The 21,212-nt window shown below is 67.6% G+C and carries 26 protein-coding genes and 1 riboswitch; of the genes, 15 read left to right on the forward strand and 11 right to left on the reverse strand.

The window, feature by feature from the left end:
• Positions 1-52 precede the first annotated feature (52 nt).
• Both A5651_RS09585 and pdxH read right to left on the reverse strand, forming a co-directional pair.
• Entirely contained in the window at positions 53-1,375 is a 1,323-nt protein-coding gene (locus tag A5651_RS09585; protein ID WP_066978767.1) for an MFS transporter, read from the reverse strand.
• Entirely contained in the window at positions 1,375-2,037 is a 663-nt protein-coding gene (gene pdxH / locus A5651_RS09590; RefSeq protein WP_156662762.1) for a pyridoxamine 5'-phosphate oxidase, read from the reverse strand. The genes A5651_RS09585 and pdxH overlap by 1 nt, the downstream gene beginning before the upstream one ends.
• A gap of 85 nt (positions 2,038-2,122) precedes the next feature.
• Between pdxH and A5651_RS09595 the strand changes: the two genes are divergently transcribed.
• From A5651_RS09595 to A5651_RS09605, 3 genes are all read left to right on the forward strand, one after another.
• Entirely contained in the window at positions 2,123-3,241 is a 1,119-nt protein-coding gene (locus A5651_RS09595; RefSeq protein ID WP_066978770.1) for a citrate synthase 2, read from the forward strand.
• Between the two features lie 4 nt (positions 3,242-3,245).
• Positions 3,246-3,860 (forward strand): maleylpyruvate isomerase N-terminal domain-containing protein, encoded by a 615-nt coding sequence (locus A5651_RS09600; protein ID WP_066978773.1) that lies wholly within the window; start codon positions 3,246-3,248, stop codon positions 3,858-3,860.
• Positions 3,861-3,922: 62 nt separating this feature from the next.
• Entirely contained in the window at positions 3,923-4,372 is a 450-nt protein-coding gene (locus tag A5651_RS09605) for a VOC family protein (protein ID WP_066978776.1), read from the forward strand.
• An 11-nt stretch (positions 4,373-4,383) separates the two neighbouring features.
• On the opposite strand, the gene A5651_RS09610 is transcribed toward A5651_RS09605, so the two are convergent.
• The 3 genes from A5651_RS09610 to A5651_RS09620 all read right to left on the reverse strand — a co-directional run bounded on the left by A5651_RS09610 (position 4,384) and on the right by A5651_RS09620 (position 7,744).
• The gene (locus A5651_RS09610) at positions 4,384-6,069 is read right to left on the reverse strand and encodes an FAD-dependent oxidoreductase (protein WP_066978779.1); all 1,686 of its coding nucleotides are present in this window, start codon (positions 6,067-6,069) and stop codon (positions 4,384-4,386) included.
• A gap of 11 nt (positions 6,070-6,080) precedes the next feature.
• Complete coding sequence (locus A5651_RS09615; protein ID WP_066978782.1) at positions 6,081-7,094, reverse strand: diiron oxygenase; 1,014 nt, start codon at positions 7,092-7,094, stop codon at positions 6,081-6,083.
• A 155-nt stretch (positions 7,095-7,249) separates the two neighbouring features.
• Positions 7,250-7,744 carry a CAP domain-containing protein gene (locus A5651_RS09620; RefSeq protein WP_231988630.1) on the reverse strand — a complete coding sequence of 165 codons (495 nt, stop codon included), beginning with the start codon at positions 7,742-7,744 and terminating at the stop codon, positions 7,250-7,252.
• A gap of 150 nt (positions 7,745-7,894) precedes the next feature.
• Here A5651_RS09620 and serC point away from each other — a divergent pair, with 150 nt between their 5' ends.
• Positions 7,895-9,007, forward strand: a complete 1,113-nt coding sequence (serC, locus tag A5651_RS09625) for a phosphoserine transaminase (RefSeq protein ID WP_066978785.1) — start codon at positions 7,895-7,897, stop codon at positions 9,005-9,007.
• A 120-nt stretch (positions 9,008-9,127) separates the two neighbouring features.
• Positions 9,128-9,907, forward strand: coding sequence for a septation protein SepH (sepH, locus tag A5651_RS09630; RefSeq protein ID WP_066978787.1), 780 nt, complete (start codon positions 9,128-9,130; stop codon positions 9,905-9,907).
• Here the strand turns inward: sepH and A5651_RS09635 are convergent.
• The 3 genes from A5651_RS09635 to A5651_RS09645 are packed head-to-tail and all read right to left on the reverse strand — an operon-like array spanning position 9,904 to position 11,413.
• Positions 9,904-10,173 (reverse strand): DUF2537 domain-containing protein, encoded by a 270-nt coding sequence (locus A5651_RS09635; RefSeq protein WP_066978790.1) that lies wholly within the window; start codon positions 10,171-10,173, stop codon positions 9,904-9,906. The two genes, sepH and A5651_RS09635, sit on opposite strands and share 4 nt — an antisense overlap.
• Positions 10,170-11,015 (reverse strand): RNA methyltransferase, encoded by an 846-nt coding sequence (locus A5651_RS09640; RefSeq protein ID WP_197496594.1) that lies wholly within the window; start codon positions 11,013-11,015, stop codon positions 10,170-10,172. The genes A5651_RS09635 and A5651_RS09640 overlap by 4 nt, the downstream gene beginning before the upstream one ends.
• Positions 10,982-11,413 (reverse strand): MarR family winged helix-turn-helix transcriptional regulator, encoded by a 432-nt coding sequence (locus A5651_RS09645; RefSeq protein WP_066978795.1) that lies wholly within the window; start codon positions 11,411-11,413, stop codon positions 10,982-10,984. The genes A5651_RS09640 and A5651_RS09645 overlap by 34 nt, the downstream gene beginning before the upstream one ends.
• A gap of 87 nt (positions 11,414-11,500) precedes the next feature.
• On the opposite strand from A5651_RS09645, the gene A5651_RS09650 reads away from it, so the two are divergent.
• The 4 genes from A5651_RS09650 to A5651_RS09665 all read left to right on the forward strand — a co-directional run bounded on the left by A5651_RS09650 (position 11,501) and on the right by A5651_RS09665 (position 13,116).
• The gene (locus A5651_RS09650; RefSeq protein WP_156662764.1) at positions 11,501-11,764 is read left to right on the forward strand and encodes a DUF2530 domain-containing protein; all 264 of its coding nucleotides are present in this window, start codon (positions 11,501-11,503) and stop codon (positions 11,762-11,764) included.
• A 34-nt stretch (positions 11,765-11,798) separates the two neighbouring features.
• Positions 11,799-12,251 carry an SRPBCC family protein gene (locus tag A5651_RS09655; protein ID WP_066978798.1) on the forward strand — a complete coding sequence of 151 codons (453 nt, stop codon included), beginning with the start codon at positions 11,799-11,801 and terminating at the stop codon, positions 12,249-12,251.
• Between the two features lie 65 nt (positions 12,252-12,316).
• Positions 12,317-12,697, forward strand: a complete 381-nt coding sequence (locus A5651_RS09660) for a helix-turn-helix transcriptional regulator (protein ID WP_082943679.1) — start codon at positions 12,317-12,319, stop codon at positions 12,695-12,697.
• A gap of 5 nt (positions 12,698-12,702) precedes the next feature.
• The gene (locus A5651_RS09665; protein ID WP_066979055.1) at positions 12,703-13,116 is read left to right on the forward strand and encodes a VOC family protein; all 414 of its coding nucleotides are present in this window, start codon (positions 12,703-12,705) and stop codon (positions 13,114-13,116) included.
• Between the two features lie 14 nt (positions 13,117-13,130).
• Here the strand turns inward: A5651_RS09665 and A5651_RS09670 are convergent, their stop codons facing one another.
• Positions 13,131-13,961 carry a DUF3027 domain-containing protein gene (locus A5651_RS09670; RefSeq protein ID WP_066979057.1) on the reverse strand — a complete coding sequence of 277 codons (831 nt, stop codon included), beginning with the start codon at positions 13,959-13,961 and terminating at the stop codon, positions 13,131-13,133.
• A 189-nt stretch (positions 13,962-14,150) separates the two neighbouring features.
• Here A5651_RS09670 and A5651_RS09675 point away from each other — a divergent pair, with 189 nt between their 5' ends.
• Both A5651_RS09675 and A5651_RS09680 read left to right on the forward strand, forming a co-directional pair.
• Positions 14,151-15,728: an MFS transporter gene (locus tag A5651_RS09675; RefSeq protein WP_066978804.1), complete on the forward strand. Its 1,578-nt coding sequence runs from the start codon at positions 14,151-14,153 to the stop codon at positions 15,726-15,728.
• Positions 15,725-16,207: a DUF2771 domain-containing protein gene (locus tag A5651_RS09680; protein WP_066978807.1), complete on the forward strand. Its 483-nt coding sequence runs from the start codon at positions 15,725-15,727 to the stop codon at positions 16,205-16,207. Before A5651_RS09675 ends, A5651_RS09680 begins: the two co-directional genes overlap by 4 nt.
• Here A5651_RS09680 and A5651_RS09685 read toward each other — a convergent pair.
• Positions 16,204-17,235: a glutathione S-transferase family protein gene (locus tag A5651_RS09685; protein ID WP_066978810.1), complete on the reverse strand. Its 1,032-nt coding sequence runs from the start codon at positions 17,233-17,235 to the stop codon at positions 16,204-16,206. The genes A5651_RS09680 and A5651_RS09685 overlap by 4 nt on opposite strands.
• A gap of 31 nt (positions 17,236-17,266) precedes the next feature.
• Entirely contained in the window at positions 17,267-17,677 is a 411-nt protein-coding gene (locus A5651_RS09690) for a cold-shock protein (RefSeq protein ID WP_066979060.1), read from the reverse strand.
• A 154-nt stretch (positions 17,678-17,831) separates the two neighbouring features.
• On the opposite strand from A5651_RS09690, the gene A5651_RS09695 reads away from it, so the two are divergent.
• The 4 genes from A5651_RS09695 to A5651_RS09710 all read left to right on the forward strand — a co-directional run bounded on the left by A5651_RS09695 (position 17,832) and on the right by A5651_RS09710 (position 21,209).
• The gene (locus tag A5651_RS09695) at positions 17,832-18,248 is read left to right on the forward strand and encodes a YccF domain-containing protein (protein WP_066978812.1); all 417 of its coding nucleotides are present in this window, start codon (positions 17,832-17,834) and stop codon (positions 18,246-18,248) included.
• The gene (gene moaA, locus A5651_RS09700) at positions 18,245-19,297 is read left to right on the forward strand and encodes a GTP 3',8-cyclase MoaA (RefSeq protein ID WP_066978815.1); all 1,053 of its coding nucleotides are present in this window, start codon (positions 18,245-18,247) and stop codon (positions 19,295-19,297) included. Before A5651_RS09695 ends, moaA begins: the two co-directional genes overlap by 4 nt.
• 5 nt (positions 19,298-19,302) lie before the next feature.
• The gene (locus tag A5651_RS09705; RefSeq protein WP_066979063.1) at positions 19,303-19,569 is read left to right on the forward strand and encodes a MoaD/ThiS family protein; all 267 of its coding nucleotides are present in this window, start codon (positions 19,303-19,305) and stop codon (positions 19,567-19,569) included.
• Positions 19,570-19,812: 243 nt separating this feature from the next.
• A riboswitch (cyclic di-AMP (ydaO/yuaA leader) is annotated at positions 19,813-19,997 on the forward strand.
• Positions 19,998-20,006: 9 nt separating this feature from the next.
• A complete protein-coding gene (locus A5651_RS09710; RefSeq protein ID WP_066978817.1) occupies positions 20,007-21,209 on the forward strand; it encodes a transglycosylase family protein in 1,203 nt (400 codons plus the stop codon).
• Positions 21,210-21,212: the final 3 nt, after the last annotated feature.

The following is a 21,212-nucleotide window of genomic DNA, read 5'->3' on the forward strand; positions in this document are numbered from 1 at the left end:
TGTTAACTCGTCGCCGAGGTGACGACCAACGCAAGGGTGCGGCGCGCCGCTGTTAGGCAACGTCACCGTCGGTGATCTGTTCGCTGGCCGCCGACTGTTCATCAACGCCGGCTCGACTGACCCGGTATCGCACGAATGCCGGCGCGATCAGCACGGCGATCACGACGCCGACGACGACCAGCACGCCACCGCCCGCGGCGGCCGCAACGGTGCCGACCGCCGCAGCGGCGCCACCATGGGCGGCGTCGGCGAGCCGTGGGCCGCCCGCGACCACGACGGTGAACACGCCCTGCAGCCGACCGCGCACCTCGTCGGAGGCGGCCTGCAGCAGGATCGTGTTGCGGAACGCCGCCGACACCAGATCTGCGGCGCCACCAATCACCAGGCACAGCAACGCAATCCACAGCATGGCACCGGTGTGCCCGCTGGCGAACCCGACCGCGACGCCGAAGCCGATCATCGCTGCTCCCCACACCACGACGGCCCAGACCACGGCGAGTCCCTGGCGTCGCACGCGGGGCAGCCAACCGGAGAACACCCCGCCGAGGACGGCGCCAACGGAGATGGCCGCGGCCAGCAGCGCCATCGTCGAACCGCCTTTGACCGGGCCGCCGAAGCTCTCATGGGCCATCTGAGGAAACAGCGCCCTTGGCATGCCGAAGATCATCGCGATCAGGTCGACGACGAACGACATCAACACCACGGTGTTTCCGGCCAGATACCGGAACCCGTCGAGCACTGCGGCGAATCCCCAACCCGCCGAACTCTGCCCGGCGCCGCTCGGCGGGATCGGCGTCAGCCGCACCGTCGCCCAGATCGGTGCGGCACATGTGATCGCGTCGATGAGATAGAGCGTGGACAGGTCCACCCAGCGCAACATCACCCCGGCCAGCAGCGGCCCGACGATGGCGCCGAACTGGAATACGGTGAAGTTCAGCGAGCTTGCCGCGGGCAGTTGATCACCGGGCACGATCCGCGAGATCGCCGCCGAACGGGTCGGCGAGTTCACCGCGAAGAACGCCTGCTGCACCGACAGCAGACCCAACACCACCCACACGTTGTCCATCGACGCCGCGGCCTGCAACCACAGCAGAAGAGAAGCCACAGCCAGACCGGACGACGTGATGATCAGCAGCACGCGGCGGTCCATCGCGTCGGCCCATGCACCGCCCCACAGCCCGAACACCACCAGCGGGACGAGCGCGAAGATCCCCGAAAGCCCGACATAAGCCGAGTTTTCAGTGATCGCGTAGATCTGCACGGGCACCGCAAAGATGGTCAGGTTGGCGCCGATTACGGTCGGTATGCCGGCCACGAAAAGCCGGCGGAAGTCCGGCGTCTGCAGCGGAGAGAGATCGGCGAAGAAACGTCTCACTAGGGCTGCAGCCGCTCGACGCCATTGCCGGTGACCCGGATTCTGTTGTGCAGGCGGCTTTCCCGGCCCTGCCAGAACTCGACGACCTCAGGGGCGATCAGGTATCCGCCCCAGTTCGGCGGCACCGGAACCTCGTCGACGTTGGCGAAACGTTGTGTCACGTCGGCCAATTGGCCGAGCAAAGCGGCACGCGAGGCGATCGGCCGCGATTGGTGCGACGCCCAGGCGCCCAGCTGCGACCCGCGTGGCCGGTGACGCCAATAGTCCAGGGTCATCTCTTCGGGCACCTTCGTGACGGGGCCGCGAACGTGCACCTGGCGGCCGAGCAGATACCACGGAAACGTCGCCGACGCGTACGGCGTGGCAGCCAGTTGCGTGCCCTTGTCTGAGTCGTAGTTGGTGAAGAACGTGATGCCGGCATCGTCCACGCTCTTGCACAACACCGTCCGGGTGACCGGCCTTTGGTGATCATCGACGGTGCCGACGACCATGGCGTTGGGTTCGGCGACACCGGCGCTCTCGGCGTCGGCTAACCACTTGCGCAACAAAGCAACCCAACCCTCGGCGACCCAGTCGGTGTCCAGGTCGGGGCTGCCGTCCTTCTCGACCGAGCCGTACTCCACGCGCATGGCGGCCAGTCGCTCGTTTTCCGGGGTAGCCACCGGGCCAACGCTACGCCCCGACAGTTCGGCGGCTTGTTACCGACCGGTAGCGAGCAGTGACGGTCCGGGTGCGAGAATCGCTCCCATGACAGCAGTACCGGACGATTTCGTTCCCGGCCTCGAAGGCGTCGTCGCCTTCACCACCGAGATCGCCGAGCCGGACAAGGACGGCGGCGCACTGCGCTATCGCGGCGTCGACATCGAAGACCTGGTCGAGCGGCAGGTCACGTTCGGCGATGTGTGGGGCCTGCTGGTGGACGGCAAATTCGGTCAGGGGCTGCCGCCGGCCGAACCGTTCCCGTTGCCGATCCACAGCGGCGACGTCCGCGTCGACGTGCAGGCCGGTTTGGCGATGCTGGCGCCGATCTGGGGTTATCCCCCGCTCTTGGACATCGACGACGCCACCGCCCGCGATCACCTTGCCCGCGCGTCGGTGATGGCGCTGTCCTATGTGGCGCAGTCCGCCCGCGGCATCTATCAGCCTGCCGTCCCGCAACGCATGATCGACGAATGCACAACCGTCACAGCGCGTTTCATGACGCGCTGGCAGGGTGAGCCGGATCCCAGGCATGTCGAGGCGATCGATGCGTACTGGGTATCGGCCGCCGAACACGGCATGAACGCCTCGACGTTCACCGCCAGGGTGATCGCCTCGACCGGCGCCGACGTGGCGGCCTCGCTCTCAGGTGCCGTCGGCGCGATGAGCGGACCGCTGCACGGCGGCGCGCCCGCACGCGTTATCCCGATGCTCGAGGAGGCCGAGTGCACCGGCGATGCGCAGGCCGTCGTCCGCGGTGTGCTGGACCGCAAGGAAAAGCTGATGGGCTTCGGCCATCGGGTGTACCGGGCGGAGGACCCGCGCGCCCGGGTGCTTCGGGCCACCGCCAAGCGCCTGGATGCGCCCCGCTACGAGGTCGCCGCCGCGCTGGAACAGGCCGCGCTGGCCGAACTGCGCGAGCGTCGACCCGACCGGGCCATCGAAACCAACGTGGAGTTCTGGGCGGCGGTCATCCTCGACTTCGCGGAGGTGCCCGCCACGATGATGCCCGCGATGTTCACCTGCGGCCGCACCGCCGGATGGTGTGCGCACATCCTCGAGCAGAAGAAGCTGGGCAAGCTGGTCCGACCGTCGGCGGTGTACGTCGGGCCTGCTCCGCGCGGCCCGGAATCGGTCGAGGGCTGGAACGAGATCGCGAAGGGCTGACCCGGTGGCGGCGACGGTCTCGACGTTTGCCTCGGCGGCGCGCAGCTTCGCCGGCCTCGTGCCGCGCATCCCCGGCGAGGCGTGGGACGGGCCCGGGCTGGGCGAGTGGGACCTGCGGGCCCTGGTCGGGCATGCGTCGCGCTCGCTGATCACTGTCAGCTCGTATCTGCAGACCACGGCCGAACGCGAGGACGTGGCGACGCCGCAGGACTACTACGTCCACATCGCCGACTACGTCGCGACCGCGGGCGCCGAGGCCATCATCGAACGCGGCAGGCAGGCGGGCCGCGACCTGGGCGACGACCCGCTGCGCACCATCGACGGCCTGGTCGAGCGCGTGCTGGGCGAGCTTGCCGGCGCCGGAGACCCGCTGATCGAGGTGATCGGCGGGCTGGGCGTGCGATTGCACACCTACCTGCCGACTCGGACGTTCGAGCTCGCTGTGCACAGCCTGGATATCGCACGAGCAGTGGGTCTTTCGCTCGAGCTACCCGCCGAGGTGCTCGACGAGGCGGGCGTGCTGGCGACGCGTATCGCGCTGGCGACGGGCCGGGGCGACGAACTGCTGCTGGCGCTGACGGGCCGCACGGCTCTTCCGCCAGAATTCTCCGTCGTCTAACCGCGATGAGTTTTCCGCGCGCGGATAGTCGGTAGTAGCGACCACCCACGAGAGGAGACATCATGGCCATCGAAGTACAGCCTGCAGTGTTGCCGCACCTGGTCGTCGACGACGCCGCCGGTGCGATCGACTTCTACGTCAAGGCATTCGGCGCCGTCGAACAGGGCCGCGTGCCCGGGCCCGACGGCAAGCTGATCCACGCCGCCGTCAACATCAACGGCTCGATGGTGATGCTCAACGACGACTTCCCGGAGATGAGCGGCGGCAAGTCGATGACGCCGAAGGCGCTCGGCGGCTCGCCGGTCACCATCCATCTTGTCGTCACCGATGTCGACAAGAAGTTCCAGCAGGCGGTCGACGCCGGGGCCACCGTCGTCATGCCGCTCGACGACATGTTCTGGGGTGACCGGTACGGCGTGCTGCAGGATCCGTTCGGGCACCAGTGGTCGTTGGGTCAGCCGGTGCGTGAGGTCAGCATGGAGGAGATCGAAGCGGCGGTGAAATCGCAGTAGCCGAGGGCGTCTCAGCGACGCAGTCCGGCCAGCACCCGCTGTGGAAGAGACGGCGCCGGGGCGGTGGCCGCGGCGGCCAGCATGTCGGTGACCGAGGTGAACTTGATGCGCGGCCGCTGTCCACCGCCGCGGGCGATTTCCGCTTCGTCGATGGCGTGCCACCCCGCCGCGTCGACGACGTCCGGGCGCCGGCTGCGTACCAGCTTGTCCAGGGCTGCCGGCTTGGCGACCGGGTCGACCAACCGTCCCGCGTTGTAGTCGTCGACCAGGCGCTGCACCGTCTGCTGCGCACACGACTTGTTGGTGCCGATGAACCCGGTCGGTCCGCGCTTGATCCAGCCCGCGACATAGCTGCCCGCCACCGGGTGGCCGGTCTGGGGGTCGACGACGCGACCGCCGTCGTTCGGCACCACCGCGGCGCCCTCGTCGAACGGCAGAGCGCGAATCGGCTTGCCGCGGTAGCCGATCGAGGTCAGGATCAGGCCCGCATCGATGCTGCAGCTGTCGTCTGTCCCCGTGTGTGCGAACTCGATCCCGGTGGCGCGATCCGCGCCAAGGACACGCCGGGGTGTCAGGTTGTAGGCCAGCCGGATCCTCGGCCGGGTGACCGGTGCCGAGGCGTCGGGAAGCTTGGACAGGATCTCGAGTTTGTTGCGGGTCAGGGGATCTGCGGCGCCGGCCAGGTCCCGCAACACCAGCTCGTGGTCGGCCGAGTCGAGCACCACGTCGCACGTCGACGTCAGCCCGATGAGTTCGGGCAGGGTGAACGCGGACTGCGCCGGGCCGCGGCGGGCCGCGATCACCACCTCGGTGACCTGTGACCGTCGGAGCGCTGCCAGCGCATGGTCGGCAATGTCGGTGCCCGCCAACGCATCCGGATCGGACGTCAGGATACGCGCGACATCGAGCGCCACGTTGCCGTTGCCGACAATCACCACCCGCTCATGACCCAGCTCGACCGGTAGATCGCGGTATTCGGGATGGCCGTTGATCCATGCCACCAGTTCGGTGGCCGTGGCGGTGCCGGGCAGGCCGATGCCGTCGACTTCGAGCCTGCGGTCGTCGGGCGCCCCGACCGCATACAGCACGGCGTGATGGTGGGCCAGCAGGTCGGCGTGCGACAGATCCGATCCCACCTCGACGTTGAGAAAGAACGTGAACCCGGGCAGCCTGGTCATCTTGTCAAACAGACGGGTGACGCGCTTGGTGCTCTGGTGGTCGGGCGCCACACCCGCGCGCACCAGACCGTAAGGGGTCGGCAGCTTCTCGAACACGTTGACGCGGACACCCTTTTGCGTGAGCAGCTCGTCGGCGGCGTACATCGCCGCCGGACCCGAGCCGACGATCGCCACGGTCAGCGGAACCGCCCCGCGCGCAGATACTTTCGGCGCGTCGATCACCGGCGCCAGCTTCGACGTCGGCGGCAGCTTCTGGCCCGCAGGCCGCGGCGGATAATACGCCGCGTTGAGCGCGATGAACGGCAGCTGCGGAGGCTCGAGTTTGGTGTCGGGGGCGATTGCGCCGACAGGACACGCGCTCACGCACGCGCCGCAGTCGACGCAGGCGACCGGGTCGATGTAGAGCATCTCGGCGGTCGCGAAGCCCGGCTCGTCCGGCGACGGGTGTATGCAGTTCACCGGGCAGGCATAGACACAGGACCCGTCGCTGCAGCACGACTGGGTGATCACATGCGGCATGAGGACGCTACCTAGGCGGCGGCGACGTGCTGGCGCTGCGGCTCGCTGCGATAGCGGCTCGGCCTGCCGTCGATCTTGCAGAACCGCCACATCAGCTTGGCGACGGGATTGATCAAACCCGTTTCGCGGCAGAGCATCCGGACATCACCGAACATGTCACGCAGCATCTGCCGAGACTCTGGCGATTTGAAGAACACTTCCTTGCGCACCGAGCGCGGAATGTCGAATGTCTTCCAAAACGCCCGCGGGGGAACGATGATCGCCGAGCACAGGATCCGCATGGTCAGCGGGACGTAGAGCGACAACCAGAACCGCTTGCGCCGCGGCAGGTGCGGCACTCGCTTGCGCAGGTATTCGTGCGCGAACGAGATGTGCCGGGCTTCCTCGGCGACATGGATCGCCATCACGCGTTCCATGATCGGATGCAGTGTCTTCCCTTCGCGCAGAACGTTCTTCTGCGTGTGGTCGATCGGCTCCTCGCCGGCGAGGATGCCGAACCAGAACGGGATCGGCAGCGGACCGGCGACCAGCGGGATCAACGGCTGAATCCACTTGAGCAGCCTGGGCATCCCGGGCACGTCGGCGCCGATGCGGTTCACCATCTCCTGGAACATCAGGGTGTGGTTGCACTCTTCGACCGCCTCGTGCAGGCAGTACCGGTATTCCGGGGAGCCGTTCGGCGTCCAGAACGCATATTCCATCAGCCCGCGGATCAGGATCGACTCGAAGTGCAGGCCGACCTTGGCGACGTTGGCCTGTCGCCACATGCCGATTTCGATCTGCCGCTGCTTCGGCAGCGCCTGGTACCACGGGTGACGGCCGAACGGGTCGGTGGCGGGCAGGATCCAGCGCTCGTCGTTGTCGACCACCGCGAATTCCGGCGAATCCCAGTCGATGTCGGTGTAGGGGTTGAAATTGCGCCGCACCGAGCCCTCGGACAGGGTGTTGAGCAAGTCGGTGTACTCGGTGTCATCAAGGACGTCCATGTTGCGACGCCAACGCCTGACCGTGCGAGTTCGAGCCATCACTGCCTCCCGCGAGCTTTACATTTCTCGGCTTGTTGTCCAACAACGGTACCGGAGGTATCGCCTATTGAACAGGACTCGTATACCCGGTGTGGCCAGGGAGCTCGCAGCAGGATTTTGTGATGCAGCTCACAAAAAAGCGGCCCGACGGGGGGCTATCGCTTGGTGCCGAAGTCGCCCGCGGCGGTCGTGCGGTCGCCGCTGGATACCTCGGAGAACCCTGCCTCGGTGAGGCTGCAGTTGGTGATGATGGCGCGGTGACCTGGGCTGTTCATCCACCAGTTGACCGCGTTGGCCGGATCGTTGCCGTAGCCGGTGCTCCAGAAGACGACCTCGCCGATCGCCGCGTAGGGCGTGTAGCCGGCGTCGGTGGCGCGCTGGACGACGGTCGATCCATCCGAGCCGACGTGCTCGCGCACCCCGTTGTGCAGCATGTCTGTGGCATGTCGCGTAGCCGACGCCGTCAGCTCAGGATTGGGCGCCACCGGCCCGCAGCCATTGGCCGCGCGGGTGGCGTTGATCTGGTTGAGCAGGTCAGAACCGTTGTCGATATCGGCGTGGGCCAACACCGGCGCGAACGCCGATCCAAGAACCGTCGCGACCGCCAAGTAGGCGCGAACGAACGCCGAACTCTTCCCATGACTGTTCACGTGCCCCCCAATGGGCTCGAGCTGCAGTCCCCCGACATCACAGTATGGACACGGCAACATTTCTTTTTAGGCCGTTTACCCACTTTCTCAGAATTTCGCGTCCACCCTCCCCGCCGGATGCGCACACCCCGGGTCACTACTCTTGACCGCATGGCCGACCTGACGATCCCCGCCGACCTCAAACCCAGCGACGGACGGTTCGGTTCCGGACCGTCGAAGGTGCGGCCCGAGCAGCTTCAAGCGCTCGCTGCCGCCGGTGATCTCTTCGGCACCTCACACCGGCAGGCACCGGTGAAGAACCTGGTGGGCCGGGTCCGCGACGGTGTGCGCCAGCTGTTCTCGGCACCCGACGGCTACGAGGTCATCCTCGGTAACGGCGGGTCGACGGCGTTTTGGGACGCGGCGGCGTTCGGGCTCATCGACCGGCGCTCGCTGCACCTGACCTACGGCGAGTTCAGCTCGAAGTTCGCCTCGGCGGTGGCCAAGAATCCGTTCATCGGTGACCCGGTGATCGTCAAGGCCGACCCGGGCAGTGCGCCCGAGCCGCAATCGGACCCCGGCGTCGACGTCATCGCCTGGGCCCACAACGAGACCTCGACCGGCGTCGCTGTCCCGGTGCAGCGCCCGCAGGGAAGCGACGGCTCGCTCATCGTCATCGACGCCACCTCGGCGGCGGGCGGCCTTCCGGTGGATATCACCGACGCCGACGCGTACTACTTTGCGCCGCAGAAGAATTTCGCGGGTGACGGCGGCCTGTGGATTGCGGTCGTCTCCCCCGCCGCGCTGGCGCGCATCGACTCGATCGCCGCCTCCGGTCGCTGGGTGCCCGACTTCCTCTCGCTGCCAATCGCCGTGGAGAACAGCCTGAAGAACCAGACCTACAACACCCCGGCGATCGGCACACTGATCCTGCTTGCCGAGCAGCTGGACTGGATTTTGGGCAACGGCGGGCTGGACTGGGCGGTCAAGCGCACAACCGACTCGTCGCAGCGGTTGTACGCCTGGGCCGAGGCGTCGCAGTTCGCGACGCCGTTCGTCGCCGATCCCCGGCATCGTTCACAGGTGGTGGGCACCATCGACTTCTCCGACGACGTCGATGCTGCCGCGGTCGCCAAGGTGCTGCGGGCTAACGGCATCGTCGACACCGAGCCCTACCGAAAGCTCGGCCGCAACCAGTTGCGCGTCGCGATGTTCACCGCCGTCGAACCCGATGACGTGAGCGCGCTGACGCAGTGTGTCGACTGGGTCGTCGAACGACTCTGAACCACACTGCGCGACTCTGACCTCGGGCGTGTCGACCAGGTAACGAGCCGATAACGCAGTAGGGTGAGCTGCTAATCGGGCACGGCGCCCCGGCGCCACTAAGCCCGGGAGGAGGTCGGCATGCGAGAACTCAAGGTCGTCGGGCTCGACGTCGACGGCAGACGCATCATCTGCGAGTGCGCCGACAACGGCGAGAAGTTCATCCTGCGTCCAGACGACCGGCTGCGAGCCGCCGTGCGCGGCGACAAGTCCGCCGCAGCCTCAACTCACCAAGCCGATACTGAGGTGCAGAACGTGCTGCGTCCCAAGGAGATTCAGGCGAAAATTCGTGCGGGCGCATCCGTCGAGCAGGTCGCGGCGGCCGCCGGTGTCGACATCTCTCGGGTCGAGCGGTTCGCCCACCCGGTGCTGCTGGAGCGCTCGCGTGCCGCCGAGCTGGCGACTGCCGCACACCCGGTGCTGGCCGACGGGCCCTCGGTGCTCACTCTGTTGGAGACCATCACCTCGGCGCTGATCGCCCGCGGGCTCGATCCCGACTCCGCCAACTGGGACGCCTGGCGCAACGAGGACGGCCGCTGGACCGTGCAGCTGTCGTGGCAGGCCGGACATTCACAGAACGCCGCGCATTTCCGGTTCACCCCGGGTTCTCACGGCGGCACGGTCACCGCGTTCGACGACGCGGCAAGCGAGCTCATCGACCCCGACTTCGCCAGGCCGCTGCGGCCGGTGGCCCCGCTGCCCCAGCTCGAATTCGACGAGCCAGAACCCCAACCGCACGTCGAGGTCGACGAGCCCGAACCGGCGAAACCCGCGCGCACACCCCGCTCCCGCAAGGGCAAGCCGCCCGTCCCGGCATGGGAGGACGTGCTGCTCGGGGTCCGCTCCAGCGGCCAGCGCTAACCGAGGGCCATCGCCAGCAGGGCAAGCCAGGCGCCGGCAACGCCGACGCCGAGCCCGAGCACAAACCAGCGCAATACCGGTGTGCTGCGCCACCCCCACACCGTCGGCGCGAGACCACCGACCGCCATGACGTTGAGCCCCACAGCCAGCAGCGGATGCACGCGGATCAGCCCCGTGCTCAACACCACCACTGCCGCCGCGGTCACCAGCGCGACGAAGGCCGCGACCGTCAGGCCCGTCCCCCACGGCGTCGCATCGTCGGTCATGGACAGAATCTAACCCGCTCATAGAAGGCCAGCGCTGCGGCCGTCGCCACATTCAGCGAGTCGGTGCCGCGCGACATCGGGATCCGGACGCGCATGTCGGCGGCCCCCATGGCGGTGACCGTTAGGCCCGGCCCCTCGGCGCCGACGAGGATCGCCACGCGGTGCTCGGCAACCGAGGCCATGGCTTCGGCCAGCGTGACCGCCTCCGCGTCGGGCGTCAGTGCCAACACGCGAAATCCGTTGTCGCGCAGGGCGAACAGCTGGGCAGGCCAAGCGGGGGCCCACGCATAAGGAACCAGAAGCGCGTGACCCATCGACACCCGCACAGCGCGGCGGTACAACGGATCGGCGCAGCCGGCGCCGAACACCACCGCGTCGACTCCGAGGCCCGCCGCATTGCGAAAGATCGAGCCAAGGTTCTCGTGGTCGTTGACGCCTTCGAGCACTGCCACCGTGCGTGCTCCGTCGAGGACCTCCTCGACGCTCAGCTCGCCGGGCCGCGGCGCCGCCGCGAGCACTCCACGATTGAGGTGGAACCCGACGACCTCGGCCATCACCTCCGCCGTCGCCCGGTAGTACGGCGCGTCGGTTGCGTCGAGGTCGCAACCGAGCTCACGCAGTCGACGGTCCGTGCCCAGCAGCGCGCGGGGGCGGAACCGGGACGCCAGCATCCGCTGCACCACGAGCACGCCCTCGGCGATCACCAAACCCTTGCCGGACGGCAGATCGGGCCTGCGATCGACGCTGTTGAGGTCGCGGAAGTCGTCGAGCCGCGGATCGGCGGCGTCGTCGACGTCGACCACGGTGGCTATACAGTCTCCTCGACCAGCGCCGTCATCAATTCCGCGGCGACCAGCAACGCCTTGCGCTGTTCGTCATCCAACTTAGAAAGCCGGTTCTTCAACCATTCCTGGCTGGCTTTCCGTTCGGCTTCGATCAATTGGGTCCCGGACGCTGAAACCGACACCAACACTTGTCGACCGTCGGCCGGATGTGCACTTCTCGCCACGAATCCCAGTTCGGCGAGCGAAGCGATTACCCGCGTCATGGAAGGCGGCCGAACCCGTTCTCTTATGGCCAGCGCGCCCGGTGTCATTGCCCCCTCCTTGGCAAGCGTCGATAGTGCCGACAACTGCGATAAGGAGACCGACGAATCTGGGCGGCGGAACCGCAATTGACGTGCCAATCTCATAACCGCAAGCGACAAATCGCTCGCCAACCGTGAATCCCCGTCTTTCACAGTCAAAGAATAGCGAGCCGTAGTTAGGACGCGTAGCAAAACACTAGAGGCTTTTGATCAGACCTCGGTGCGCTAGGTTGGGAACCGATGAGCGCAGAGATGCCCCGCGCGCAGCAGCCCAGCCCACCTGGCCTGCCGGCAATCCTGCTCGACCCGTGGCCGGTCATCGTCGTGATCGCAACCGGATGGTTGATCGCCGTGATCTTGGCCTTCACCGTCGCCGGCCTACACCAGTGGCGGCCCATCTGTGTCGCAGGACTCGGCGTCGGTGCCCTCGGCACGTCGATTTTTCTGTGGCAACGCAGCGCCGTGCGTCGCGGTTCGAGAGGCGCACAGAGCGGCTTGACCTGAAATTTGTGGAAATCTAGCACGGAAGGAGAACACGGTGGCCGAGCCACTATTGCAGGCCGAGATCAATGTCGACGCCCCGGTAGCGAAGGTCTGGGCGCTCGTCTCCGATTTGAATCGAATGCCGCAATGGAGCCCGCAATGCCGATTGATGAAAGCGCTGGGCCCGCTGCGGCAAGGCACCCGAACACTTAACCTCAACCGTCGCAAATTCCTCTTCTGGCCCACCACCAGCACCATTACCGAAGTCATTCCGGAAAGAAAGCTGGCATTCCGGGTGAACACGAATAACACCGTGTGGTCCTACGAGCTGGAGCCCACCGAGAACGGAACCCGGTTGGTGGAAAGCCGCCACGCAGAAAACGGGGTGAAGCCTGCGGCGAATTTCACCGTAAACGCACTGTTCGGCGGGGTGCCGAGCTTCGAACAGGAGCTCATCGAGGGCATGAACGCATCGCTGGCGCGCATCAAGGCGGCCGCCGAAAGTTGATCGACAGCCCGCTTGACCCTCAACGGCTGCGCGACCTGGCACTGCTGCGCCGTGTGCGCGACCGGATGGATCGCGAGTACGCACAGCCTCTCGACGTCGAGGCGCTCGCCCGCGGCGTGGGCATGTCGGCCGGTCATCTGTCCCGGCAGTTCAAGTTGGCCTACGGCGAGTCGCCGTACTCCTATCTGATGACCCGGCGCATCGAGCGGGCGATGGCGCTGTTGCGTCGCGGCGACCTGTCCGTCACCGAAGTCTGCTTCGCCGTGGGATGTTCGTCGTTGGGCACCTTCAGTACCCGGTTCACCGAATTGGTCGGCATTGCGCCGAGTGCGTATCGAGAACAGACCGCGGGGTTGACCGAGGGCATCCCGTCGTGTGTGGAAAAACAGGTGACAAGACCGATCAGGAATCGAGAAGCGCCCGGCGCCAGGCTTTATCTAGCGTGAGCGACATGGACATCACCATTCACTCGAGCTTTCTGCCCCACGTCGACCCCGAGGAGTCACTGGCGTTCTATCGCGACACGCTCGGCTTCGAGGTCCGGCTCGACGTCGGCCAAAACACGATGCGGTGGATAACCGTCGGACCACCCAACCAACCCGACACCTCGATCGTGCTGTACCCGCCGTCCGCCACCCCAGGCCTCACCGACGATGAGCGCCGCGTCATCTCGGAGATGATGGCCAAGGGCACATTCGGCACGCTGCTACTGGCCACCAAGGATCTCGACGCCACCTTCGCGCAGGTGCAGGCCAGTGCCGGCGAGGTCGTTCAGGAGCCGACCCAGCAACCCTACGGAGTTCGCGACTGCGCGCTACGTGATCCCGCGGGCAACATGGTCCGCATTCAACAGGTGAACCGGTAACGGCGGCAGCGGTTTTAAGTGGTGTCCTGATCGGGCTGCGCGTCCGGCTCCTCGGTGCTGGGTGGCGCTTCGACGACGTCGAGGACACCGTCGTCGTACGGGTCGTAGAGCGGTGAGCCGGTGCCGGCTGGCGCCGGAGTGTCGGAGTGTGCGCCGCAACCGTATTCGGAATCGACCACGTGTCCGTCGGCGGAGAGCTCGTTGGCGCAGACGCCGAACATCACGCCGAGCGCTCCGGCCAGCGGCAGGTAGAAACCGCAGTCCCGGCAAACCCTTCGGGTGGACCTGGCCATCGCGGAGCCGGGGCCGTAGTCGCCGTCGTGCCAGCGCTGCGCGGCGTCGGCGCGGCCGAGCTCGCTGAGCAGCCGCCGCCGGCCGAGCCCGAGCTCATAGGCGACGTCGTCGATCGCCGGGTCGCCGGTCGCGGAGAAACCCGGCACCAAGCGGGGGTCTTCGACCGGGGCGGCCAACAGGTCACCCGGTCCGAGGTCACCCGGCCGCAACCGCTCCTGCCAGGGCACCCACTTCGGCGCCAGCAGCGCCGTCGGCCCCGGCACCAAAACCACTTCGCTGATGGTCGCGTGGTCGGCGCCGGGATGGGCGGCCACCACCACAGCCCACTGCCAGCCTTGATAGCCGGGCAGGTTGGCGAGGAATCGGTGGGTGGCGGCAGTGGCATCGTCGAACGTCGCGCCCAGATAGTCGCCGACGGTGTCGCCGCTGTGCTCGACGATCGCCGCGCGCGCCTGCTCGACGGCGCCGACCAGCACCGCTTCCAGCTCCGGCGTGCGCTCGACAGGTTGCGTCGCCCAGCCGTCCTCGGCGAATTCCGTCACGCTGTCCACGTGACCAATAGTGCCTGACCGGCGCAGCGACAGCCACACCCGGTCGGCTGCGCGCCGCAGTCATGTCGATAGGGGAGAATCTCTTTTGTGAGCGGATCGCGTCGGGACCCCCGGGACCAGGCGGGCGGGCGCGATCACCGCTACTACCCGCCGCGGCCACCGTCAGCGCGCGCAGATGAGCACCCGGGAATGGCCAATTACCCCAGCGACTATTCCGGCGGCGCAGACAATTTCCGGCGTCAGCGTCGCCCGTCGACGCCTAGCGCGAACCGCTATCTGCCGCCGCTGGGCGAACGAGCGTCCGAGCGCACGGATCCCCGCATCGGTGAAGGCGCGGGGCGGGGCCTCGACGGCGGAGCGCGTTCGGCGGCTCAGCGCAGCCGTGAGATGGGCTCGAAGATGTACGGCCTGTTCCACCGCGCCGCCACCGCCGACGGCGCCGACAAATCCGGGTTGACCGCGCTGACCTATCCCGTCATGGCCAACTTCGCCGTCGACTCCGCCATGGCGGTCGCGCTCGCCAACACCTTGTTCTTTGCGGCCGCGACAGGTGAGAGCAAGAGTAGGGTCGCGCTGTACCTGCTGATCACCATCGCGCCGTTCGCGGTGATCGCGCCGCTGATCGGCCCGGCGCTGGACCGTCTCCAGCACGGCCGCCGCGTTGCTCTTGCCATGTCATTCGCTCTGCGCACCGCGCTCGTGCTGGTGTTGATCGCAAACTACGACGGTGCCACCGGAAGCTTCCCGTCGTGGGTGCTGTATCCGTGCGCGCTGGGAATGATGGTGCTGTCCAAGTCATTCAGCGTGCTCCGCAGCGCGGTGACGCCGCGCGTGCTGCCGCCCACCATCGACCTGGTGCGGGTCAATTCGCGGCTGACGGTGTTCGGCCTGCTCGGTGGAACCATCGTCGGCGGTGCGGTGGCCGCCGGCGCGGAGTATCTGTTCAACCTGTTCCACATGCCCGGCGCGCTGTACGTCGTCGTTGCGCTGACCGTTGCTGGCGCGGTGCTGTCGATGCGCATCCCGAAGTGGGTGGAGGTCACCGAAGGTGAGGTGCCCACCACGCTGAGTTATCACGGCGGGGACGACGAACTGCGTCGCCATCCCCAGCCGTTCGCCGAGGCGGGAAACGCGCGACAACCGCTGGGCCGCAACATCATCACCTCGCTGTGGGGTAACTGCACCATCAAAATGATGGTGGGCTTCCTGTTCCTCTACCCCGCGTTCGTAGCGAAATCGCACGACAAGAGCGGCTGGGAGCAGCTGCTGATCCTCGGGGTGATCGGCGCGGCAGCCGCGATCGGAAACTTCGGCGGCAACTTCGCCAGCGCCCGGCTGCAGCTCGGACGTCCAGCGCAGCTGGTGGTGCGCAGCACGGTCGCGGTCACCGTGGTGGCGCTGGCCACCGCGCTGACAGGGAAATTGATGGTCGCCGCGCTGGCGGCGCTGGTGACGTCGGCGGCCAGCGCGATCGCCAAGGCATCGCTGGACGCCTCCCTGCAGGACGACCTTCCCGAGGAGTCGCGGGCGTCGGCGTTCGGGCGGTCGGAGTCGCTGCTTCAGCTGGCGTGGGTGACCGGTGGCGCCGCGGGTGTGCTCGTGTATACCCAACTGCACGTTGGCTTTACGCTCATCTCCGCGATGCTGATCCTCGGCCTGGCGCAGACACTGGTCAGCTATCGGGGCGATTCGCTGATCCCCGGGCTCGGCGGCAACCGGCCCGTCCTCGCCAAGCAGGAAGGCTGGGCGGCGGTGCCACGCGAGTGAAGAAAGGCTTGGCGGTCCTGGTGACCGTGGCGGTGCTGGCGGCCGCGGCGACCGGCGTGCTGATCTGGCGGCTGACCCGCAACCCGGGTCCCCGCCATCCGGAGATCAGCGCCTACACCCGCGGCCAACTGGTGCGCCTCGGCCCGTACCAGTACTGTGCGGTGCTCAATCCGACCGACTGCGAAACACCGCGCACCGACGGCGAATTGACCGTCGACCGAACTCATCCGGTGCAGTTGTCGGTGCCGACCGCGATCGCGAATGCACCCTGGATCCTGGTGCGCTCGTACGAAGGCTCAGATGTCGTCAACGAGTTTCGGCCCGGCAGCACACACGCGGTGACGATCCCGACGACGGACCCGAACCGCGGCAGGCTCTTCGGCTTCGCGGTCCAGCTGCCGACCATCGTCCGCGACGAGGAGGGCAACGAGTTGCCGTGGACGCACGCCGAATGGTCGGTCCGGACCATCTGGCCCTAGCCTGCGGAGTGGCCCGCGGGCACACGCTCGCCCTCGCGCGTCGGCCCCGGCGGTGTCCCATCGCCAAATGGTCTGCCACCCAACGCTTCTCGGCCGTGCGGGGTGAGCCAGTTCGACAGGTCGGGGCCCTTCGGGACGATGCGGGTCGGGTTGATGTCGGCGTGCACGATGTAGTAATGCTGCTTGATCTGGACGAAGTCGATGGTGTCACCGAACCCGGGCGTCTGGAACAGGTCACGGGCATAGGCCCACAGGACGGGCATCTCGGCGAGCTTGCAGCGGTTGCATTTGAAGTGGCCGTGATAGACGGGGTCGAAGCGGGCCAGCGTGGTGAACAGGCGCACGTCGGCCTCCGTGATCGTGTCGCCGACCAGATACCGTTGACTCTCCAGCCGCTCGGTGAGCCAACCCAGCGCGGTGAACAACCGGTAGTAGGCCTTGTCGTAGGCCTCTTGTGAGCCGGCGAAGCCGCACCGGTACACGCCGTTGTTGACCTCGGTGTAGATGCGTTGGGCCACTTCGTCGATCTCGTCGCGCAGCTTTTCGGGATACAACTGCGGCGCGCCGTCGCGCTGATACTGCGTCCACTCGGTCGACAGGTCGAGCGTCATCTGCGCGAAGTCGTTGGTGACGACCTGTCCGGTCGGCACGTCGACGATCGCCGGCACCGTGATGCCCTTCGGGTAGTCCGGGATACGGGCGAAGTAGGCATCCTGCAACCGCGGGATCTTCAACACCGGATCAACGCCGCCGGGGTCGAGGTCGAACGTCCAGCTGCGCTCGTCGTGCGTAGGGCCGCAGAAACCGATGGACAACACATCTTCCAGCCCGAGCAGCCTGCGCACGATGATCGCCCGGTTGGCCCACGGGCACGCCCGCGCGACGATCAGCCGGTAGCGCCCCGGCTCGACGGGGTAGCCGTCGCGCCCGTCCTCATCCTTTTCTGCTCCTCGCGTGCGCGCCGTGATACGCGTGGTGATGTAGTCGGTGTCGCGGTTGAAGTCGCCGCCGCTGGAGACATAGGCCATGTCACCAGCATGCCCCTCGTTCGCGTCCGGCCTAGCCGTCGAGTTCGCGGGCGACGGCGCGCACCACTTCGGAGACCCGCCGCGCGACCTTACGGTCGGGGTAGCGACCCTTGCGCAGTTCGGGCTGCACCGCGCTCTCCAGCAGCGTGATCATGTCCTCGACCATGCCGTGCAACTCGTCGGGCGTGTGCTTGTGTTCGGCGGCGGCGGCCTCGCGGCGCGTGCGGGTCACGCTGGGCGGCGGCTCGAGCACCTTCACGCTCAACGCCTGCGGCCCACGGCGTCCGGCGGCCATGCCGAATTCGACACGCTGGCCGGCTTTCAGCCCTTCAACGCCGGCAGGCAACGCCGAAGACCGGACGTAGACGTCCTCGCCTTCCTCCTGCGACAGAAAGCCGAAACCCTTCTCGGCGTCGTACCACTTCACCCGGCCGGTCGGCACTGCACTCACCTGCTCATAGTCTCGAAAGAACTTCACCAACAAACGAAAGCGTCCCGCCTTTTCCGCAGGGACGCGCTGTGCTGATCCTACTCGGAGCCTGCACCGACCAGCACCCCCATTACTAGGTAGTCTTGATGCACCGCTGGAGGAAGAGATGCGCCTGATCCTGAACATCATTTGGTTGGTCTTCGGCGGCCTCTGGCTGGCGCTGGGCTACCTGCTGGCGGCGCTCATCTGCTTCGTCCTGATCATCACCATCCCGTTCGGTTTCGCGTCGCTGCGCATCGCCTCCTACGCGCTGTGGCCGTTCGGCCGCACGGTCATCGACAAACCGGGGACCCGGCCCGGCGCGCTGATCGGCAACATCATCTGGGTGCTGCTGTTCGGCATCTGGCTGGCCATCGGGCACATCGTCTCGGCCGTGGCGATGGCGGTGACCATCATCGGCATCCCGCTGGCGCTGGCCAACCTCAAGCTGATCCCCGTCTCCCTGGTGCCGCTGGGCAAGGAGATCGTGCCCAGTGATCAGACACGTGCTGTGTCCTCAGACTCTTCGCGAGCCGCCGCATGACCGTCACCGCACTCGGCGTCCCGTCGGTGCTGCGGTCCGTCGGACCGGCGCCGGCGGACGGGCCGCTGATCGACACCTACGGCCGCGTCGCCACCGATCTGCGGGTGTCGCTGACCGACCGCTGCAACCTGCGCTGCACCTACTGCATGCCCGCCGAGGGCCTCGACTGGATGCCCGGTGGCGAGCTGCTGACCGTCGACGAGCTCACCCGGTTGATGCGCATCGCGGTGACCCGCCTCGGCGTCACCCGCGTGCGCTTCACGGGCGGCGAGCCGCTGCTGGTCAAACGCCTCGACGACGTCATCGCGGCCACCGCCTCGTTGCGACCGCGTCCCGAAATCACATTGACCACCAACGGAATTGGCCTGGACCGACGGGCGGCGGCCCTGAAGCGGGCAGGGCTGAACCGGATCAACGTCTCGCTGGACACCGTCGATGCCGAGCACTTCACCCGCATCACGCGCCGCGACCGACTGGCCGACGTCCTTGCTGGCCTCGCCGCGGCACATCGGGCCGGTTTGCGCCCGGTGAAGGTCAACGCCGTGCTCGACCCGGCGACGGGCCTCGACGATGCGGTGTCGCTGCTGCGGTTCTGCCTCGACCACGACTACCAGCTCCGGATCATCGAGCAGATGCCGTTGGACGCCGGGCATCAGTGGTCGCGGCGCACGACCCTCGGCGCCGACGATGTGCTGGCCGGCCTGCGACGGCACTTCACCTTGACACCGGATCCCGCTCCGCGCGGTTCGGCGCCCGCACAACTGTGGCTCGTCGACGGCGGACCGGCGACGGTGGGCATCATCGCTTCCGTCTCGCACGCGTTCTGCGCGGACTGCGACCGCACCCGGCTGACCGCTGACGGCCAGGTGCGCAGCTGCCTGTTCTCGCGTGAGGAGACCGACCTGCGCGGCCTGATGCGCGCGGGCGCCGACGACGACGCCGTCGAGGCCGCCTGGCGCGCCGCCATGTGGGCCAAGCCGGCCGGCCACGGCATCAACGATCCCGGCTTCGTGCAGCCCGACCGACCGATGAGCGCGATCGGCGGGTGACGACGATGGAGACGACGACGGCGATCCAGCTGAGCGTCCGTTATTTCGCTGGCGCCCGGGCGGCAGCGGGTGTCGAGACAGAAGCGCTGCGCGTGCCACCGGGCACCAGCGTCGCGGCGCTCGTCGAAACCCTTGCGGCGCGCGGTCCCGAGTTCGCCCGCGTGCTGCGCCGGTGTTCGTTTCTGTGCGACGGGATTGCGGTGCGCGACGAGACGAAGCCGCTGACCGACGGCCAGACAATCGATGTGCTGCCGCCTTTCGCCGGCGGCTAACCGTGATTTGCATCACATAACGAAATGATCACGACCGGCCTGCTGCGCGCTGTGAGGACGGTATCCGCCTCGGAATCCCCGCGAATCCAGCGGTTTTAGAACGCTATTAGGATTTGCCGACCCTCGAAACGCCCGACTCGCCAGAAAATGACGACAACGCGGCGAACCGTTATGTTCTTCCGCAAGCCAGTCGACCCTAATCGACTAGCCCTTCCTGTCCGATCGCGCCGAGCTCCATCCATCGGGCAGGGATCGCCGAACAACTTGGATGGAGGCGGGGGACCCACCGGTCCACCGATATATATGGACCTGGAACCGTAAGCGGTTCCTAGGGGTGAAGCCAACACCGTCGTCACCGACGGCAAGGCCGGGCAACCTCTCCAGCCCGAACCCGACAGCTGACCTCGTGGGCGCATCAGAGAGGACACATCGCACCCATGAGTGGACGGCACCGTAAGCCCACTACATCGGCAAAATCAGTCGCGAAAGTCGCCTTCACTGGCGCAGTCATCGGTAGCGGAGGCCTCGCGCTGGCCGGGCAGGCCGGCGCCGCCTCCGACGGCGAATGGGACAAGGTCGCCCGCTGCGAGTCCGGCGGCAACTGGGCGATCAACACCGGCAACGGCTACCAGGGCGGGCTGCAGTTCTCGCCCGGCACCTGGCGCTCACACGGCGGCGGTGAGTTCGCCCCCGCCGCCAACATGGCCACCAAGGAAGAGCAGATCGCGGTCGCCGAGCGCGTGCTGGCCTCCCAGGGCCGCGGCGCCTGGCCGGTCTGCGGCACCGGACTTTCCGGCGCCACCCCCCGCAACGTCGTCGACGACGCCAAGCAGGCCGTCGACAACGCGGTCAACAACGCTATCGACGCAGTCGGCCTGAACGGCGAGGTACCGCAGCCTGAGGCCGCCCCGGCCGACGCGCTGGCGGTGCCGCTGCCCGAGGCCCCGGCACCCGAGGTCCCGCCTGCGCCGGAGCCCGTCGCGGTCGACGTGCCGCTTCCGCCCGCCGAGGCCCCCATCGTCGACGCCGCGCTGGAGCAGCCGGCCCCGGTCGAGGCGCCCATCGTCGAAGCGCTCGAAGCACCCGCACCCGTCGAGGCACCGCCGATCGACGTGCCGCCGCCCGCACCTCTCGACGACGTGAACCTGGCAGCGCCTGCCCCGGACTGGGACGCCGCGCCCGAGGCACCGGCCGACGGTCCGCAGGAATGGGCGCTGCACATGGCTCCCGCGCCGCTCGAGCCCGCGCCGCCGGTCCCGCCGGGTCCGGCCGCTCCGGCAGCCGATCCGCTGGCGGCGCTCAACGCGGTCGACATCCCGCAGCCGGCCATCGACGCCGCCAACCAGGCGATGACGGGTGACCTGCCGGTCACGCCCGCCGAGATCCCGCACCTGGCGAGCCCGGAGAACCTGGCCCCCGGCTACACGATGGACGGATCGGCGCTGCCGGCGCAGAGCCCCAACGTCGGGTACCTCAAGGAGCTGTGGCACGCGATCCAGACGCAGGACATCACGGGTAAGGACGCGCTGCTCGCGCTGACCCAGCGCCCGCTGACCACGCCTGCACCGGAGAACGTCAACGGTCCCGGCCCCGTCGCACCTGTCGCGGACGCCGGCGTGCCCGCGGCGCCGACCGCCTGATCG

Origin of the sequence: Mycobacterium sp. 1274761.0, from assembly GCF_001668615.1 — a bacterium.
Lineage (GTDB): Bacteria > Actinomycetota > Actinomycetes > Mycobacteriales > Mycobacteriaceae > Mycobacterium.

Bases quoted from the DNA above. Each gene is read 5' to 3' on its own strand.
- A5651_RS09685 (WP_066978810.1), bottom strand. From the start codon at position 17,235: ATGGCCTATGTCTCCAGCGGCGGCGACTTCAACCGCGACACCGACTAC.
- A5651_RS09675 (WP_066978804.1), top strand. From the start codon at position 14,151: ATGGCCAATTACCCCAGCGACTATTCCGGCGGCGCAGACAATTTCCGG.
- A5651_RS09595 (WP_066978770.1), top strand. From the start codon at position 2,123: ATGACAGCAGTACCGGACGATTTCGTTCCCGGCCTCGAAGGCGTCGTC.
- A5651_RS09650 (WP_156662764.1), top strand. From the start codon at position 11,501: ATGAGCGCAGAGATGCCCCGCGCGCAGCAGCCCAGCCCACCTGGCCTG.
- A5651_RS09705 (WP_066979063.1), top strand. From the start codon at position 19,303: ATGGAGACGACGACGGCGATCCAGCTGAGCGTCCGTTATTTCGCTGGC.
- A5651_RS09635 (WP_066978790.1), bottom strand. From the start codon at position 10,173: ATGACCGACGATGCGACGCCGTGGGGGACGGGCCTGACGGTCGCGGCC.
- A5651_RS09710 (WP_066978817.1), top strand. From the start codon at position 20,007: ATGAGTGGACGGCACCGTAAGCCCACTACATCGGCAAAATCAGTCGCG.
- moaA (WP_066978815.1), top strand. From the start codon at position 18,245: ATGACCGTCACCGCACTCGGCGTCCCGTCGGTGCTGCGGTCCGTCGGA.
- sepH (WP_066978787.1), top strand. From the start codon at position 9,128: ATGCGAGAACTCAAGGTCGTCGGGCTCGACGTCGACGGCAGACGCATC.
- A5651_RS09615 (WP_066978782.1), bottom strand. From the start codon at position 7,094: ATGGCTCGAACTCGCACGGTCAGGCGTTGGCGTCGCAACATGGACGTC.
- serC (WP_066978785.1), top strand. From the start codon at position 7,895: ATGGCCGACCTGACGATCCCCGCCGACCTCAAACCCAGCGACGGACGG.
- A5651_RS09610 (WP_066978779.1), bottom strand. From the start codon at position 6,069: ATGCCGCATGTGATCACCCAGTCGTGCTGCAGCGACGGGTCCTGTGTC.
- A5651_RS09695 (WP_066978812.1), top strand. From the start codon at position 17,832: ATGCGCCTGATCCTGAACATCATTTGGTTGGTCTTCGGCGGCCTCTGG.
- A5651_RS09660 (WP_082943679.1), top strand. From the start codon at position 12,317: ATGGATCGCGAGTACGCACAGCCTCTCGACGTCGAGGCGCTCGCCCGC.
- A5651_RS09665 (WP_066979055.1), top strand. From the start codon at position 12,703: ATGGACATCACCATTCACTCGAGCTTTCTGCCCCACGTCGACCCCGAG.
- A5651_RS09605 (WP_066978776.1), top strand. From the start codon at position 3,923: ATGGCCATCGAAGTACAGCCTGCAGTGTTGCCGCACCTGGTCGTCGAC.